This is a genomic window from Pseudomonas sp. S10E 269, from assembly GCF_002798465.1.
In the GTDB taxonomy this organism is placed as follows: Bacteria; Pseudomonadota; Gammaproteobacteria; order Pseudomonadales; family Pseudomonadaceae; genus Aquipseudomonas; species Aquipseudomonas pergaminensis.
Window position 1 is genome coordinate 4,804,199 of sequence record NZ_PHIJ01000001.1, and the last position, 15,470, is coordinate 4,819,668.

General features: G+C 60.9%; 12 protein-coding genes. 4 read left to right on the forward strand and 8 right to left on the reverse strand.

The features are described 5' to 3' along the window. Nucleotides 1-10 precede the first annotated feature (10 nt). Together CWC48_RS22400 and CWC48_RS22405 are read right to left on the reverse strand one after the other, a co-directional pair. The gene (locus CWC48_RS22400; protein ID WP_256581732.1) at nucleotides 11-274 is read right to left on the reverse strand and encodes a hypothetical protein; all 264 of its coding nucleotides are present in this window, start codon (nucleotides 272-274) and stop codon (nucleotides 11-13) included. Between the two features lie 132 nt (nucleotides 275-406). Further along, complete coding sequence (locus CWC48_RS22405) at nucleotides 407-1,348, reverse strand: LysR family transcriptional regulator (protein WP_078049120.1); 942 nt, start codon at nucleotides 1,346-1,348, stop codon at nucleotides 407-409. Between the two features lie 109 nt (nucleotides 1,349-1,457). Here CWC48_RS22405 and CWC48_RS22410 point away from each other — a divergent pair, with 109 nt between their 5' ends. Together CWC48_RS22410 and CWC48_RS30385 are read left to right on the forward strand one after the other, a co-directional pair. Then, nucleotides 1,458-2,957, forward strand: a complete 1,500-nt coding sequence (locus CWC48_RS22410; RefSeq protein ID WP_100490343.1) for a CoA-acylating methylmalonate-semialdehyde dehydrogenase — start codon at nucleotides 1,458-1,460, stop codon at nucleotides 2,955-2,957. Nucleotides 2,958-3,349: 392 nt separating this feature from the next. After that, a complete protein-coding gene (locus tag CWC48_RS30385) occupies nucleotides 3,350-5,896 on the forward strand; it encodes a hypothetical protein (protein WP_177409448.1) in 2,547 nt (848 codons plus the stop codon). 25 nt (nucleotides 5,897-5,921) lie between these two features. On the opposite strand, the gene CWC48_RS22420 is transcribed toward CWC48_RS30385, so the two are convergent. The 4 genes from CWC48_RS22420 to xylA form a co-directional block, all read right to left on the reverse strand. Further along, complete coding sequence (locus CWC48_RS22420) at nucleotides 5,922-7,058, reverse strand: sugar ABC transporter permease (protein WP_100490344.1); 1,137 nt, start codon at nucleotides 7,056-7,058, stop codon at nucleotides 5,922-5,924. Further along, complete coding sequence (gene xylG / locus CWC48_RS22425; protein ID WP_177409449.1) at nucleotides 7,059-8,603, reverse strand: D-xylose ABC transporter ATP-binding protein; 1,545 nt, start codon at nucleotides 8,601-8,603, stop codon at nucleotides 7,059-7,061. Nucleotides 8,604-8,608: 5 nt separating this feature from the next. Further along, nucleotides 8,609-9,601: a D-xylose ABC transporter substrate-binding protein gene (gene xylF, locus CWC48_RS22430; protein WP_078049116.1), complete on the reverse strand. Its 993-nt coding sequence runs from the start codon at nucleotides 9,599-9,601 to the stop codon at nucleotides 8,609-8,611. Nucleotides 9,602-9,828: 227 nt separating this feature from the next. Further along, the gene (gene xylA, locus CWC48_RS22435) at nucleotides 9,829-11,145 is read right to left on the reverse strand and encodes a xylose isomerase (RefSeq protein WP_100490345.1); all 1,317 of its coding nucleotides are present in this window, start codon (nucleotides 11,143-11,145) and stop codon (nucleotides 9,829-9,831) included. A 137-nt stretch (nucleotides 11,146-11,282) separates the two neighbouring features. Here xylA and CWC48_RS22440 point away from each other — a divergent pair, with 137 nt between their 5' ends. Then, nucleotides 11,283-12,455: a XylR family transcriptional regulator gene (locus tag CWC48_RS22440; RefSeq protein ID WP_078049114.1), complete on the forward strand. Its 1,173-nt coding sequence runs from the start codon at nucleotides 11,283-11,285 to the stop codon at nucleotides 12,453-12,455. A gap of 88 nt (nucleotides 12,456-12,543) precedes the next feature. Further along, complete coding sequence (locus CWC48_RS22445; RefSeq protein ID WP_078049113.1) at nucleotides 12,544-13,521, forward strand: sugar-binding transcriptional regulator; 978 nt, start codon at nucleotides 12,544-12,546, stop codon at nucleotides 13,519-13,521. A 289-nt stretch (nucleotides 13,522-13,810) separates the two neighbouring features. Here the strand turns inward: CWC48_RS22445 and dhaL are convergent, their stop codons facing one another. Next, complete coding sequence (gene dhaL, locus CWC48_RS22450; RefSeq protein WP_078049112.1) at nucleotides 13,811-14,458, reverse strand: dihydroxyacetone kinase subunit DhaL; 648 nt, start codon at nucleotides 14,456-14,458, stop codon at nucleotides 13,811-13,813. 3 nt (nucleotides 14,459-14,461) lie between these two features. Then, entirely contained in the window at nucleotides 14,462-15,463 is a 1,002-nt protein-coding gene (locus tag CWC48_RS22455) for a dihydroxyacetone kinase subunit DhaK (protein ID WP_100490346.1), read from the reverse strand. Nucleotides 15,464-15,470 lie beyond the last annotated feature (7 nt).

Sequence of the window (15,470 nt, forward strand, 5' to 3'; positions counted from 1 at the left end):
GATGCGCGCCTCACTTGCCCAAGTGCTGATTCATCAGGTTGTCCAGCACCGGTCCCCGGCTGGCCGCTTGCCATTCGTGAAAGTGCTGGCAGCCCTCCACATTCGCGTCTGCGATATTGCTGCGCGGGTCACAGATCATCGACCAGCGTTGTTGCAGCGACGGGTACTTGATGAAGTCCGCCCGCGTTGGCGGTTGGCAGCCGAGCAAGGCAATGGCGGACATCACGGCAGCGGTGGTTTGAAAGGCGGCGGAGGGGACGATGTTCCAATTCATGATGATCAACACTCCCGCAGGAGAGCCCTTGAGATAGTTCTGCAACGGCCTGGAGTGGTGTGGCCGCAGGCGCATCCTACGGGCGAATTGGTTCCTCAAAAAGATCCACTTATGATTGATTGGATAGAGCCATTATGTCGCCGTATAGCGAAACCCCGCGGACAATTTGCCCTTTAAATAACTGACCAACGCGCTCACCGACTTCGGCACATGGGGCGAATACGGTCGGATCAGGTAGATCTCATCGGCGAACGCGCCCTTGAGCGTCCAGTCCTTGAGCACCTGCACCAGCTTGCCGCTGGCCAGGGCGGCATGGGCGCTGAAGTCCGGGAGCAGGGCGATGCCCAGGTGGTTGAGCGCCGAATCGCGCAGGGCCTCGCTGTTATTGGTGGCGAAGCTGCCGGCGATGGGCACGGTGAGGCGCTCGATGTTTTTTGTGCCGCGCTCAAAGGTCCAGGCGGGCTGGTCGGTGCCGCGCGGGTAGAACAGGCAGTTATGCGCGGACAGGTCGCCGGGTTGGCGTGGTTCGCCGTGGCGTTGCAGGTAGTCGCGGGTGGCGACCAGTACTGAGCCGGTGTCGCAGAGCTTCCACGCCACATGGGTTTCCGGCACCTGGAAACCATGGCGTACAGCCAGGTCGTAGCCTTCGGCGGCCAGTGAACTGAGGGCGTCGGATACGTCCAGTTGGATGCGCACCTGCGGGTACTGCTGCAAGAACTCCGACAGATGCGGCACCAGTTGCTGACGGGCAAACGCCACCGGCGCGGTGAGGCGCACCAGCCCGCGAATTTCCCCGGCCGAGTCGCGCACCGACGAGAAGCTGCGGGCGATCTGTTCATAGGCGCTGCGCACGTCGCGGGTCAGCGACTGCCCTGCATCGGTGAGGCGTACGCTGCGCGTGGTGCGCGTCACCAGTCGGGTACCGGTGGCCTTCTCCAGGTCGGAAATGCGCTGGCTCACCGCCGACTTGCTCACGCCCAGGCGTGCGGCGGCGGCCGTGTAGGTGCCGTGTTCCTCCAGCACTGACAGCCAGTGGATATGGGTCCAGAGCCCTTCGATCTCAGCCTTTTCCATGGGAGTATTGTTCGCTGTTGTGGACAATAAGTTCTGGATTCTGCTCTAGTTTGGAACAAATCAAAAGCCTATCGTGAGCGCCAACGCTACTCACCTGGGATCGCCTGCCATGACCACCACCATCGAGCACTACATCAACGACCAGCGCGTGTCCCGCGATGATCGCTATCAGGACGTCTACAACCCGGCCACCGGCGAAAAGACCGGCCGCGTCGCCCTGGCCAGCCGCCAGACCGTCGCCGAAGCCGTCGCCGCTGCCCAGGCCGCGTTCGCCGGCTGGGCGGACACGCCGCCGATCCGCCGTGCGCGCGTGCTGTTCGAGTACCTGCACCTGCTGCGTGAGCGCAAGGATGACCTGGCGCGCATCATCGTCGCCGAACATGGCAAGGTCTTTACCGACGCCCAGGGCGAAGTCGACCGTGGCATCGACATCCTCGAATTCGCCTGTGGCATTCCCAACCTGCTCAAGGGCGAGCATTCCGACCAGGTTTCCCGTGGCATGGATAACTGGACAATGCGCCAGCCCCTGGGCGTGGTCGCCGGCGTTACGCCGTTCAATTTCCCGGTGATGGTGCCGATGTGGATGTACCCGATCGCCATCGCGGCGGGCAATACCTTCATCCTCAAGCCAAGCCCGACCGATCCGAGCGCCTCGCTGTTCATGGCCGAACTGCTGCGCGAAGCCGGCCTGCCCAAAGGTGTGTTCAACGTGGTGCAGGGCGACAAGGAATCGGTGGACGCGCTGATCGAACACCCGGACGTCAAGGCTGTGAGCTTTGTCGGCTCGACGCCGATTGCCCAGTACATCTACGAAACCGGCGCCCGTAATGGCAAGCGCGTGCAAGGCCTGGGCGGCGCGAAGAACCACATGGTGGTGATGCCCGACGCGGATATCGAAAAAACCGTCGACGCCCTGATGGGCGCCGCCTACGGCAGTGCTGGCGAACGCTGCATGGCCATTTCGGTGGCGGTGCTGGTGGGCGATGTGGGCGACAAAGTCATCGCCGCCCTGACCGAACGTGCCAAGCACCTGCGCATCACCGACGGTCGCGACCTCAAGGCAGAAATGGGCCCGATCGTGTCCCGCGCGGCGGTGGAACGCATCAGCGGCTACATCGAACAAGGCGTGCAGGCCGGCGCGCAGTTGCTGCTCGACGGGCGTGACTATGTACCCACTGAACCGGGCCTGGAAAACGGCTTCTGGCTGGGTGCGACGTTGTTCGACCACGTGACTAAAGAGATGAGTATCTACCGCGAAGAAATCTTCGGCCCAGTGCTGGCCTGCGTGCGCGTGAATGACTTCGCCGAGGCCATCAAGCTGGTCAACGATCACGAGTTCGGCAACGGCGTGAGCTGCTTCACCCGCGACGGCAACATCGCCCGCGAGTTTGCACGGCGCATCGAAGTGGGCATGGTCGGCATCAACGTGCCGATCCCGGTGCCGATGGCGTGGCACGGGTTTGGCGGGTGGAAGAAGAGCCTGTTTGGCGACATGCATGCCTACGGCACCGAGGGTGTGCGCTTCTACACCAAGCAGAAGTCGATCATGCAGCGCTGGTCGGAAAGCATCGAGCAGGGCGCCGAATTCGCCATGCCAGTCTCCAAATAACCAAAGCCTGTACACGGTCAACTGTGGGAGCGGGCTTGCCCGCGATAGCGTGGTGTCAGGCAGTACATCTGGCACTGATTCATCGCTATCGCAGGCAAGCCAGCTGTCACATTTTTTATTGCGTGGGCTCCAGGCGATCAAATCCGCGTTTTAGCTTGGCCGTTTCCAGGAGTTTGAGTGCTGTGCTCGTGAAACAGTGCGCAATGAACGGGCCTTCTCATTGAAGGAACCCTTTGACTTTCAGGAGCGACACATTGGCCTGCTGGTATCGGCATCGTCGTGCGGTCTATGTACGAAGATATCCTGCCATGTGTGCCCTTCTCAAAAAGCGTAAGAATCATGCTTTCAACGGCGTAGGGAAAATTACGAGAATATTTAAAGGTCGTCCTTTCATGAGTGTAAATACGTACTCTTCGTCGCCTATCCTCGCAGCCGACTACTCCTATTTGAATGACGACATGGGTTTCGTCGAGGATGGACTGACGCTGACCTATGCGGGTGTTACTTTTTCTCGTGCCCCGTCGACATCCGTACCAGCGGGTTCCGATTCTTTTCATAACACCCTGATTTTTGGATCCGATGCGGTATCGCCACCGACTGCACGCGATCCGTTGCCAGAGCAGATACAACGTATCAATGCCTATGCGAGTCGTGTCGTTACGCATGCCAGCAATATTGAAATGGGCAGTGAAGGCGAAAGAAACATACGCTTCCAGCAGGTTCGCCAGTTCCTGGAGCCAGCGGGTTACTTCAGTGGTGGACTGCTGGCTGCCGGTTACGATCCGCATGAGAAATTCACGCTCAAGTTCACCTCGTACACCGGGGTCGGAAAACCTGAGCATTTGACCCGCACCGACACGCGTACTTACTTCGCCTGGGAAATCGCGGCCGGCGCACTGGCGCACGACAAAGTCCAGAGAGGCAGCCCGCTCAATTTCCAGTTCATGGAGATCGAGCCGCAAGACCGGAGCAAGGTCGCCGACCTGGAGTCCGTGGGTACGCACCTCGAGAAACACTGGGACAATGCAATAGCGCCACCCATGCGCGACGCGTCCGGAGTGCTGGCAGAGCGCTCGGGCAAAGCGGACGCCTACGTTGTTAGAGGCACCTTGCAAAGCTTGAGGAACAATAAGAATACGTTCAAGACCTTAAGCGCCGATGGTCAAGCGGCGGTCACGCGAACACTGTCGCACAATGGGCAAGTGATTATTCCCAACCTCTATGGCTACCCACTGACGGGGTATGCATTTATTCCTTACACCGCCTATGACGGCAATTATGAGCATCGCCCAAACAAGGGGGTGATGATCGATTTGAAGAACGGCAGGGTGGGTGAGATACAAGGTGATGAGGCATTTGCCAACTGGGCTAAAAACAACAGGGACAATTTGTTGCGCAGCTTCAATGCCCGCGACAGGCAAGGCGGCCTGGATGCCCATTGGCCAAAGGCTGGGGATGTGCTCGATAACGTGATTGCCGGTAATCACGCCAGTTACCCTGGGTACTCCAGCGTGTTCAAAGACAAAGCGGTGCCGGTGTGGGAGACATTCAACTACACCAGCGCGCGCAGCAGTGCTTACCAACTGATCTATGGTCGCCTGGATTCCGGTATTGCTGCCAAGTACCAAAAGGCGAATGCCGACAACGCGGTTTGGTCCGATCAAACCGAGGTGTTCGGCTCCGCGCAGCAAAACTGGAAGGCAGCAAAAGACCTCTGGGGGAGCACCTTTGGCTACGTACCCATCGTCGGCAACATCGGCACTATTGTTTTCGGGATTCACGATTCCATCGATGGAATGACCGCCAGTGATCGCGTTGGCGGTAATGCGGCAGTGGTTATATCAGGGCTGCAACTTGCGCACGAATTATTGCCTGGCGACGGGGTGCTGGAAGCGGGTGAACCCCTGTTGACTTTTGATTCCTCCACCCGCGAACAGTTTGGATGGCGATACAGTTCGCCCGCTGACGGTTTTGAATTAGTGCGGGAGCCGAAGTATCAGGTCACAACGGATGAGGTAGCTGTTTCGTTGGGAAATGCGCCTGAGCCGACGCCTGCTTTCAAACTACCTTCATCTTTGACAGGGCTGCGCGAGGTGGAATTCAGGGGGAAGGTGTACTACGCCGCTGAACACCCCGACGCGGGTGACTCAATGCATTACCGGTTATATGTAAAAGATCCGCATGATCCTGAAAAACTAGTGAGTAGCGGTATTGCTGCCAAGCCTGATGCCGCGGGCGTGTGGCAAAAAATGGGTGTGGTAGGGGGCGGGAAAATATCAGAATTTTTCTCACCTAAATATAGGCGGGCACGCGCGGAGTTGGAGGCGGTCATTGCGCAGCGCGATAACGTGGAGGCCGTCACGAAAGAGGAAATGCAACGGGTTGAACGTGTGCTGGGTTCACTGATACAGGGCAGTAATGCGGAGGATTTCGCGGGTGTCGAAACCTATATTGAGGCAGGCTCCGATTTTGTTAACGGGCCTCTGCGTTCCGGCGACACGTCGCCTGATCTGGAAGCGTTTCTTGAAGAGTTCAACCAACTGAATGCTTATGAGGGTAAGGCCTATCGCAGCGCCTTTGTCACACGTGACGGCGCAGAAAGAATTAAAAAAGGCGTTGGAAAGGTTTTTCAAGATGCCGGTGTACAGTCAGCTTCGGCAACTGTGGGTAACGCCGGAGAATGGGAAAGATGGGCAAAGAATGCCGTCAAGGGCCGAAGTGATAAAGTCCAACCTGTGGTGTTTGTATTCGATGAGTCAATACCCAAGAAAAACCTATCAACCGGATACTTGATGGATCATGTCGCTGTGGGGCCTGGAGAAAGCATGAAAGTACTTGCGTACGAAGAACACAATGGCAAGCTGTTCGTCTATCTCTCCAGGCCTTCTGAAGTGCCCGACCATCTTTACACTATCTATGATGGGGCTCCGATTTATTGAGCCCACGGCCGCACCGCCGTGAGTATCACCGCCGCCCGGCGCGTGTACTGACGTCGACCCAAACCGCCAACACCAAAATGCTGCCCTTCACAATCATCTGCCAATAGCTGTCCACATCCAGCATCGACATGCCGTTGTCCAGGCTGGTAATCACCAACGCCCCGAGCAACGCGCCATACACCGTGCCCGAACCGCCGCGCATCGACGTCCCGCCGATAAAGCAGGCCGCAATGGCATCCAGCTCGCCCATGTTCCCCGCCGAAGGGGAGCCGGCGGCAAGGCGCGCGGTGTTGACCAGCCCGGCGAGGGCGCACATGACGCCCATGATGCCGAAGATCCACAGTTTCACCGCCTGTACGTTGATGCCCGACAGGCGCGTGGCTTCCATGTTGCTGCCCACCGCGTATACGCGGCGGCCGAACACGGTCTGGCTGGTGACGTAGCTGAACATGCCGAGCAGCACCAGCAACAGCAGCACCGGCACGGGGATGCCGTCATAGCTGTTGAGGGTGGTGACGAACCCGGCCAGCACGGCGCCGATCACCACGACGCGCAGCACATCACGCACCAATGAATGCGCAGCCAGGCCATGCAGTGCGCGGTTGCGGCGTTGTTTCCAGGTCAGGAACAGCGTCAGGGCAAACAGCAAAACGCCGAGGCCGATACCGACCGCATGCGGCAAATACCCCTGGCCGACATACACCAATGAAGGCGACACCGGCGCAATGGTGGTGCCACCGGTGATTCCCAGCAGAATCCCGCGAAACGCCAGCATCCCACCCAGCCCGACGATAAACGACGGGATGCGCAGGTAGGCGGTCATATAGCCGTTGGCCAATCCAATCATTAAGCCGCATAAAGCGACCAGGCTCAGGTTGGCCAGCAGCGGCACGTGGTAAACCACATCCAGAATCGCCGCCAGCCCGCCAAGCAGGCCGAGCAATGACCCCACCGACAAATCAATCTCGCCGCTGATGATCACCAGCACCATGCCGCACGCCAGGATCCCGGTGATCGACATCTGCCGCAGCAGGTTGGACAGGTTGCGCGGGGTAAGGAACCCCCCCTCGGTCTGCCAGCTGAAAAACAGCCAGATCACCGCCACCGCGATGACCAGGGCGAGCATTTTGTAGCGGGTAAAAAGGTGTTTGACCTGATTCATCTACGCGGTCTTCCGATCGTTATTGTTATGACTGAGCGCAGCGGCGAGCACCTGTTCCTGGGTGAGCCCCTCGTTGATAAAGTCCCCGCGCAACTGGCCGTCGCCGATCACCAGCACGCGGTTGGACACGCCGAGCACTTCGGCCAGCTCCGACGAGACCATGATGATCGACACCCCTTCGGCCGCCAGGGCGCCCATCAATTTGTAGATCTCATACTTGGCGCCCACGTCCACCCCGCGCGTGGGTTCGTCGAGGATCAGCACCTTGGGCTTGGCCATCAGCATTTTCGCCAGCACGGCCTTTTGTTGGTTGCCACCGGACAGGCTGGTGATCGGCAGGAACGGGCTGGCGGTCTTGAGGTGCATGCGCGCGATCTGCTGGTCGATGCTGCCCAACTCCGCTTCGGCATCGATGCGGGTCAGGTGCGCATAGGTGTCGAGCACCGCCAGGGTGATGTTCTGGCCCACGCCCAGGTCCGGGATGATGCCCTGGCGCTTGCGGTCTTCGGGCACCATGCACAGCCCGGCGCGGATGGCTTTGAGCGGTGTGCGCGTGTCGATCACCTGGCCATCGAGCCACACTTCACCGTGGTAGCGGCCGGGGTAGGCGCCGAACAGCGCCGACACCAGTTCCGTGCGCCCGGCGCCGACCAGCCCGGCAATGCCGAGGATTTCCCCGCGCTTGAGCACAAAGGACACATCGTCCACGCGTTTGCGCTTGGGGTTGTCGACGTCGTAGCAGGTGACGTTGCGCGCTTCGAAGATCACCTCGCCCACCGCATGTGGTTCGGTGGGGTAGAGGTTGCTCATCTCGCGGCCGACCATCTGGGTGATGATCTGCGCGATGTCCATGTCGGCCATGGCGGTGGTCGCGATGTGCTTGCCATCGCGGATCACCGCAATGGTGTCGCACACGGCTGCGACTTCATCGAGCTTATGGGAGATGTACACGCAGGCCACGCCCTTGGCCTTGAGGCTTTTGATGATGTCGAGCAGCACCTCGATTTCCGCGCGGGTCAGGGCCGAGGAGGGCTCGTCGAGAATCAGCAGGCGCGCCTGTTTATTCAGGGCCTTGGCGATTTCCACCAGTTGCTGGTAGCCGCCGCCATACTGCGACACCGGCAGCGCCACGTTCATGTCGGGCACCTTGAGCTCGCGCATCAAGGCTTCGGCACGGTGGATCATTGCCGGGTAGTTCATGCGCCCACCCGGCAAAGTCAGTTCGTGGCCCATGAAGATGTTCTCGGCCACCGACAGGTCGGGCACCAGGGTCAGTTCCTGGTGGATGATGACGATGCCGGCCGCCTCGGTGTCCCGGATGGACTGGGCCTTGAGCGGCTGCCCGTCCCAGAGAATTTCACCGTCCCAGGTGCCGTACGGGTAGACCGCCGACAGCACCTTCATCAAGGTGGATTTACCGGCACCGTTCTCGCCGCACAGGCCGACGCATTCCCCCGGCCGCACCTTGATGTCGATACCGTCCAGCGCGTTGACTCCGCCAAAGGTTTTGACGATGCCGTTCATTTGCAGCAGGTAGTCGGCCATGGCGGTCACTGCCCGGCAATCTGCTCTTTGGTATAGAACCCGTCTTTCTCCAGCACGTCGATATTGGCCTTGGTCAACGGTGTCGGCGTCAGCAGGATGGTGTCGACCTTCTTGCTGCCGTTGTCGTATTGCGAGCTGTAGGTGGGTTTTTCATTGCGTGCCAGTTGTACCGAGAGCTTGGCCGCCTCCGAAGCGATCAGCTTGAGCGGCTTGTACACGGTCATGGTCTGGGTGCCGTCGATCACACGCTTGATGGCCGCGAGGTCGGCGTCCTGGCCGGAAATCGGCACCTTGCCCGCCAGCTTCTGCGCGGCCAGGGCCTGGATCGCACCGCCGGCGGTGGCGTCGTTGGAGGCGACGATGGCGTCGATTTTGTTGTTATTGCGGGTCAGGGCATTCTCGACGATGCTCAGGGCTTCGGTCGGGTTCCACTCCTTGACCCACTGCTGGCCGACCACTTTGATATCGCCCTTGTCGATGGCCGGTTGCAGCACCTTCATCTGGCCTTCGCGCAGCACCTTGGCGTTGTTATCGGTGGGCGCGCCGCCGAGCAGGAAGTAGTTGCCCTTGGGCGCCGCCTGCAGCACACCGCTGGCCTGCATCTCACCGACTTTTTCGTTATCGAAGGAGATGTACGCGTCGATATCGGCGTTGAGGATCAGGCGGTCATACGACACCACCTTGATCCCGGCCTTCTTGGCTTCGGCGACGGCATTGGTGAGTACGGTGGCGTTGAAGGGCACGATGACGATCACATCGACGCCACGGGAAATCAGGTTTTCAATCTGCGAGATCTGCTTTTGCTCATTGGCATCGGCAGATTGCACGAAGACCTTGGCATCGAGTTTTTCCGCTGCGGCCACGAAGTAATCGCGGTCGCGGGACCAGCGTTCCAGGCGCAGGTCGTCGATGGAAAAGCCGATTTTCGGATGAGCCGAATCGGCCATCACCGGCAGGGCGAGCAGGGCCAGGGCAGTGGCGATGAGTGTACGTTTCATGATTGTGCGTCCTTTTATTGTTGTTGGAAGACTCTAGACAAACACTGTATCTGTGGTGAGCGGGCTTGCCCCGCGCTGGGCTGCGAAGCAGCCCCAAAACCAGGCACCTCAGAGTGTCAGGTAAAAACACATCGCCTGCAGTGGGGCCGCGACGCGCCCCAGCGCGGGGCAAGCCCGCTCACCACATACAAGCCAACACCCCACAAGCAAGCCCGCTCGCCACAGTGCTAGCGGTAGATAAAGCGGTTCACAATACCCTCAAGCATCTCCTGTCGCCCACTCACCGCCTGCGGGTTCAGCTCCTGGGCAAACGCATGCTCAGCCAGTGATTCCAGGCTGAACTCACCCGCCAGCACGGCCTGGCCCAGCGGTTGCTGCCAGCCGGCATAACGTTGGTCCTTGAACTGCTGCAACCGGTCGTTCTCGACCATCGCCGCCGCGCGTTCCAGTGCCAGGGCCAGCACATCCATGGCCGCCACATGCCCGTGGAACAAGTCCACATCGTCCAGGCTCTGGCGACGCACCTTGGAGTCGAAGTTATAGCCGCCGTTCTTAAAACCGCCAGCCTTGAGGATTTCATAGGTGGCCAGGGTCATCTCTTCGACGCTGTTGGGGAACTGATCCGTATCCCAGCCGTTCTGCGGGTCGCCCCGGTTGGCGTCGATACTGCCGAAGATGCCCAGGGACACGGCGGTGGCAATCTCGTGATGAAAACTGTGCCCGGCCAGGGTCGCGTGGTTGGCCTCGATATTGACCTTGATCTCCTGTTCCAGCCCGTATTCATGCAGGAAGCCGAACACTGTGGCGCTGTCGTAATCGTATTGGTGCTTGGTCGGCTCCTGGGGCTTGGGCTCGATCAGCAAGTCGCCCTTGAAGCCGATCTTGTGCTTGTGCTCCACGACCATGCGCATAAAGCGCCCGAGTTGTTCGCGCTCGCGCTTGAGGTCGGTATTGAGCAGGGTTTCATAGCCTTCACGCCCGCCCCACAGCACATAGTTGGCGCCTTTGAGTCGCAGCGTTGCATTCATGGCACTGAACACCTGGGCGGCGGCGTAGGCAAACACTTCCGGGTCCGGGTTACTGGCGGCGCCGGCGGCAAAGCGCGGGTTGCTGAAGCAATTGGCCGTGCCCCACAGCAGCTTGATCCCGGTCTGTTCCTGATGATGCTCCAGGTGATCGACCATCTGCGCAAAGTGGTGGCGGTACTCCTTCAGCGAACTGCCTTCGGGGGCGACATCCGTGTCGTGAAAGCTGTAGTAGTCGATGCCCAGCTTGGAGAAAAACTCGAAGGCTGCATCCGCCTTGCCGATCGCCAGTTCCATCGGATCGCCACTGCGCTGCCACGGCCGCTTGAACGTGCCCACGCCAAACATATCCGCGCCTGGCCATACAAAGGTGTGCCAATAACAGGCGGCCATGCGCAGGTGCTCGCGCATTGGTTTGCCGAGGATGATTTTATTGGCGTCGTAATGGCGAAAGGCGAGGGGGGCGTCGCTGCTGGGGCCTTCGAAGCGAACCTTCTCGACACCGGGGAAGTACGGCATGGCGTTTTCCTTATTGTTCTTGGCGGTGCCCCGATACTAGCAACGGCCAATGGCCTGGCGATTATGAAAATCACCAAGGAAGGGTGCGATTTTGAGTGGCAGGGTCTAGGCTGTTGCGACCGGCCAAGGACACAACAATGAAAACTCTACCGCCCGTGCACCGCATTGCCTTGCTGTTCAACGGCAGCAAAATCTATGACCGCGGCATCATCGCCGGCATCGGCAATTACCTGAGCAGCACCCGTGCGTCCTGGGACTTGTTCCTTGAAGAAGACTTCCTGTGCCGCCTCAAAGGCATCGAGCGTTGGCAGGGCGATGGGATCATTGCCGACTTCGACGACCCGCTGATCGGCGAGGCGCTGGCCGGGAGCAAGGTGCCGGTGGTGGCGGTGGGGGGATCCTACGAGGATGCGCGCGACTACCCCAAGGGCGTCCCCTATGTGGCCACTGACAACGCGGCCTTGATGAAACTCGCCTATGAGCATTTGATCGAGGCCGGTGTGACGCGGTTTGCCTGTTTCAGCCTGCCCCAGGCCCAGGCCAACCGCTGGGCCCAGGAGCGCGAAAAAGCCTTCAAGCGCTTGCTGCAACGCGACGGTTTGCCGGTGCAGATCTATCGCGGCCTGGGCACCAGCGCGCCGCTGTGGGACAGCGCAGTGGAGCAGCAGATCGCCTGGCTGCACAGCCTGCCCAAGCCGATTGGCATTATCGCGGTCACCGACGCCCGCGCCCGGCAATTGCTGCAAGCCTGCCTGACCGCCGGCATTGCGGTGCCGGAGGAAGTGGCGCTGATCGGCATCGACAACGACCCGCTGACCCGCACGCTCACACGCGTGCCGTTGAGTTCGGTGATCCAGGGCACCGAGACCATGGGCCGTACCGCCGCCGCGCTGTTGCACCAGATGCTGCACGGCAAGCCCTGCCGGGGGGAGCAGATCCTGGTGCCGCCGGACGCGATCAACGTGCAGGCCTCGAGCCTGCATCAACCTTTGGGCAATCCTTACGTGATGCAGGCCCTGCTGTTTATCCGCCAGTACGCGTGCCAGGGCATCAAGACAGCCCAGGTGGCGGCGTATGTGGGGGTGTCGCGTTCCTCGCTGGAGGCACACTTTCGCAAGGCGCGCGGGTGCAGCGTGCATGACGAGATCCTGCGTTTCAAACTGGCCAGCGCCGCCAAGGGCCTGCAGGGCAACCAACTGCCAATTGCCGATATTGCGCGGCAGTGCGGCTTCAAGTCCGCGCAGTACCTGCACACGGTGTTCCGTCGCGAGTTCGGCTGTACGCCACGGGAATACCAGCACAGCCACTAGAATCTTTGCAGGCATCGCCCATTCGCCGCTGGACTTGCACCGCACAGACTAGGGAGAATGGTTTTTTGTGGCGTAAATGGAAGCTCCCATGACCGACAGTGCCCAGCGTGCAGCCAGCGACATCGACCTGATGACTGAAGTGGCCATGCTTTATTACCTCGACAACATCACCCAGGAAGCCATTGCCAAGCGCTTCGACCTGTCGCGGGTCAAGGTCAGCCGCTTGCTCAAGCGCGCCCGTGATGAAGGGGTGGTGGAGGTGCGGGTGCTGCAGCATCCGGCCCTGAACACGGAACTGGAACAGGCGCTGGTCGAGCGTTTCCAACTGGACCGCGCATTGATCGCAGTTGACCACGGCGACCCCGACACCCAGCGCTCGGCCGTGGCCAGCCTGGTCGCCAACTACCTGAACAAGACCCTCAGCGACGGCATGATCGTTGCCGTCGGCATGGGTCGCAACGTGGGCGCAGTGGCCGAGAACGTGTTCCTGCCGGTGACGCGCAACTGCACCTTCGTGTGCGCCATCGGCGGTTCGCTCAAGGCCGGCGAATACATGAACCCCGACCATATCTGCCGGCGCCTGGCCCTGCGCTTCGGCGCCGAGAGCGAAACCCTCTACGCGCCGGCCCTGGTCGCCAACCCCGAACTGCGCAGCGTGTTGATTAACAACGACACCGTGCGTTCCACCCTCGACCGCGCCCGTCGCGCCGATATCGCCTTGATCGGCATCGGTGACATGAGCGAGAACAGCAACATGGTGCGCATGGGCTGGTTCTCACCCCAGGAAATCGCCCAGGCCCGCGTGTCCGGCACCGTCGGTGACATGATGGGCTACGACTTTATCGACATCCACGGCCAGCCGGCGGTCAACACCCTGCAGGGCCGGGTGATCGGCTTAACGGTGCAGGAGTTGGTGCGCATTCCCGACGTGGTGGCGATCGCCAGCGAGAACACCAAGGCGGCGGCCACCCTCGGCGCATTGCGCTCCGGGGTGATCAACACCCTGGCGACGACCGTGTCGAATGCCTACACGATCCTCGCCCTGGATGACGCGACGCGCCGCTAGGTGACATCTTGTAGGGGGTGAGGGGGCTTGCTGCAGTGAGTAGGCTTGCTGCAGTGAGCAGGATTGTTGTGGTGAGCGGGCTTTCTGTGGTGAGCGGGCTTGCCCCGCGATGGGTGGCGAAGCCGCCCCGATCCAGGCACTGCGTTTATCCAGGTAGAACTCATTGGCAGGTTCTGGGGCCGCTTCGCGGCCCAGCGCGGGGCAAGCCCGCTCACCACAGAGAGCTGCTAACGACAGCAAGCCTGGTCACCGCAAGAAGCCCCACACCACAGCAAGCCCCTCACAACAGCTAGGCGACCAACCGCGCCTCGACCGATTCGGCGAGGTCGGTCAGGATCAGGCAGCACGACACCGCGCCAGCATCCAGTACCCCCAGGGACCGTTCCCCCAGGCGGCTGGCGCGGCCGATCTTGGCCACCAGGTCACGGGTGGAGTCGCGGCCCTGGGAGGCGGCGCTTTTCATCTGGCGCAAGGCGTCACGGAACGACGCGCCGCTGGCCTGGGCCTGTTCAAACGCCTCGACTGCCGGGATCAGCGTATCCATCAGGCATTTGTCACCAACGCCGGCATCGCTGATGTCCTGCAACGAGGTCAGGCCACCGCGCAGCAGCTTGGCGAAGGTCGCCGCATCGATGTTGTCGCGGCCGCGCACTTCGTCGGCCATGCCGATAAACAGGCTGCCATACAGCGGGCCCATGGAACCGCCGATGCCTTCCATCAACGCCAGGGTCAGTTCGTCCAGTGCCTCGGCCAGGGACAGTTCGCGCCCTTCCAGGGTCTTGCCGCAGCGCGAGAAACCCTTGGCCATGTTGATGCCGTGGTCGCCGTCGCCGATGGCACCGTCCACTTCGCTGAGGTATTCGCGGTTGGCGACGATGATCGACACCAGGTTGGTAACGATGGCGCTACCGGTATTGCTGGGGAAATGCTCGCTCATGCTTCACTCCGACTGTGTCATGCCGATGGCGCGGCAGGGTTGGTCGATCAGGCTGCTCAACTCGGCGTCGAGGCCCAGCAGGGTCAGGGTCACGCCCATCATTTCCAGCGACGTGAAGTAGTTGCCCACGTAACAGCGGTGAATGCGCAGGCCCTTGGCGCGCAGTTGACGCTCGACCTCGGCGTAGAAGATATACAGCTCCATCACCGGCGTGGCGCCCAGGCCCGAGACCAGCACCACCACGCTCTGGTCCTGGGTGAAGTCGCGGTCAGCCAGGATCGGCGCGAGCATGCGCTCGGCCATGGCGGCGGCAGACTCCACCGGCACCACTTCAATACCGGGTTCGCCGTGGTGGCCAATGCCCAGTTCCATCAGCCCGTCGGCAATCTGGAAGTTCGGCTTGCCCACGGCGGGGATGGTGCAGGGCGTGAGGCCGACACCAATGGAGCGGCAGTGGTCCACGGCTTTTTGCGCCACGCGGATCACACCGTCGAGGTCGTAGCCCTGGGCAGCGGCGGCACCACCGATTTTCCACATGAAGATCTCACCGGCCACGCCACGCCGCTTGGCGATGTCCGCCGGCGGGGCAGATGCCACGTCGTCGTTGGCGACCACCGTACGGATGGTCATGTCTTTGCTGGCGGCCATTTTCATCGCCAACTTCACGTTCATGTTGTCGCCGGCGTAGTTGCCGTACAGGCACGCCACGCCCGCGCCCTGGTCGGCGGCGCGGAAGGCATCGAAAAAGCTTTTGGCGGTGGGCGAAGAAAATATCTCGCCGACGGCGACCGCATCCACCAGCCCTGGGCCGACATAGCCGAGAAACGCCGGCTCATGGCCCGAGCCGCCGCCGGTGACAATGCCCACCTGGCCGACCGGTGAAGGCGTGCGTTTGCGGATGACCCGTGGGTTGCTCTCGTATTGCACCAGTTCCGGGTGCGCCATGAGTATGCCCGCGAGCATGTCCTCGACCACCAGGTCCGGATCGTTGATGACTCGATTCATAGGGTGT

What these genes read in the sequence shown, in the direction of transcription:
- CWC48_RS30385 (WP_177409448.1), top strand. Translation starts at nt 3,350, where the DNA reads ATGAGTGTAAATACGTACTCTTCGTCGCCTATCCTCGCAGCCGACTAC.
- xylA (WP_100490345.1), bottom strand. Translation starts at nt 11,145, where the DNA reads ATGCCGTACTTCCCCGGTGTCGAGAAGGTTCGCTTCGAAGGCCCCAGC.
- CWC48_RS22440 (WP_078049114.1), top strand. Translation starts at nt 11,283, where the DNA reads ATGAAAACTCTACCGCCCGTGCACCGCATTGCCTTGCTGTTCAACGGC.
- CWC48_RS22445 (WP_078049113.1), top strand. Translation starts at nt 12,544, where the DNA reads ATGACCGACAGTGCCCAGCGTGCAGCCAGCGACATCGACCTGATGACT.
- CWC48_RS22410 (WP_100490343.1), top strand. Translation starts at nt 1,458, where the DNA reads ATGACCACCACCATCGAGCACTACATCAACGACCAGCGCGTGTCCCGC.
- xylG (WP_177409449.1), bottom strand. Translation starts at nt 8,603, where the DNA reads ATGGCCGACTACCTGCTGCAAATGAACGGCATCGTCAAAACCTTTGGC.
- xylF (WP_078049116.1), bottom strand. Translation starts at nt 9,601, where the DNA reads ATGAAACGTACACTCATCGCCACTGCCCTGGCCCTGCTCGCCCTGCCG.
- CWC48_RS22400 (WP_256581732.1), bottom strand. Translation starts at nt 274, where the DNA reads ATGAATTGGAACATCGTCCCCTCCGCCGCCTTTCAAACCACCGCTGCC.
- CWC48_RS22405 (WP_078049120.1), bottom strand. Translation starts at nt 1,348, where the DNA reads ATGGAAAAGGCTGAGATCGAAGGGCTCTGGACCCATATCCACTGGCTG.
- CWC48_RS22420 (WP_100490344.1), bottom strand. Translation starts at nt 7,058, where the DNA reads ATGAATCAGGTCAAACACCTTTTTACCCGCTACAAAATGCTCGCCCTG.
- CWC48_RS22455 (WP_100490346.1), bottom strand. Translation starts at nt 15,463, where the DNA reads ATGAATCGAGTCATCAACGATCCGGACCTGGTGGTCGAGGACATGCTC.
- dhaL (WP_078049112.1), bottom strand. Translation starts at nt 14,458, where the DNA reads ATGAGCGAGCATTTCCCCAGCAATACCGGTAGCGCCATCGTTACCAAC.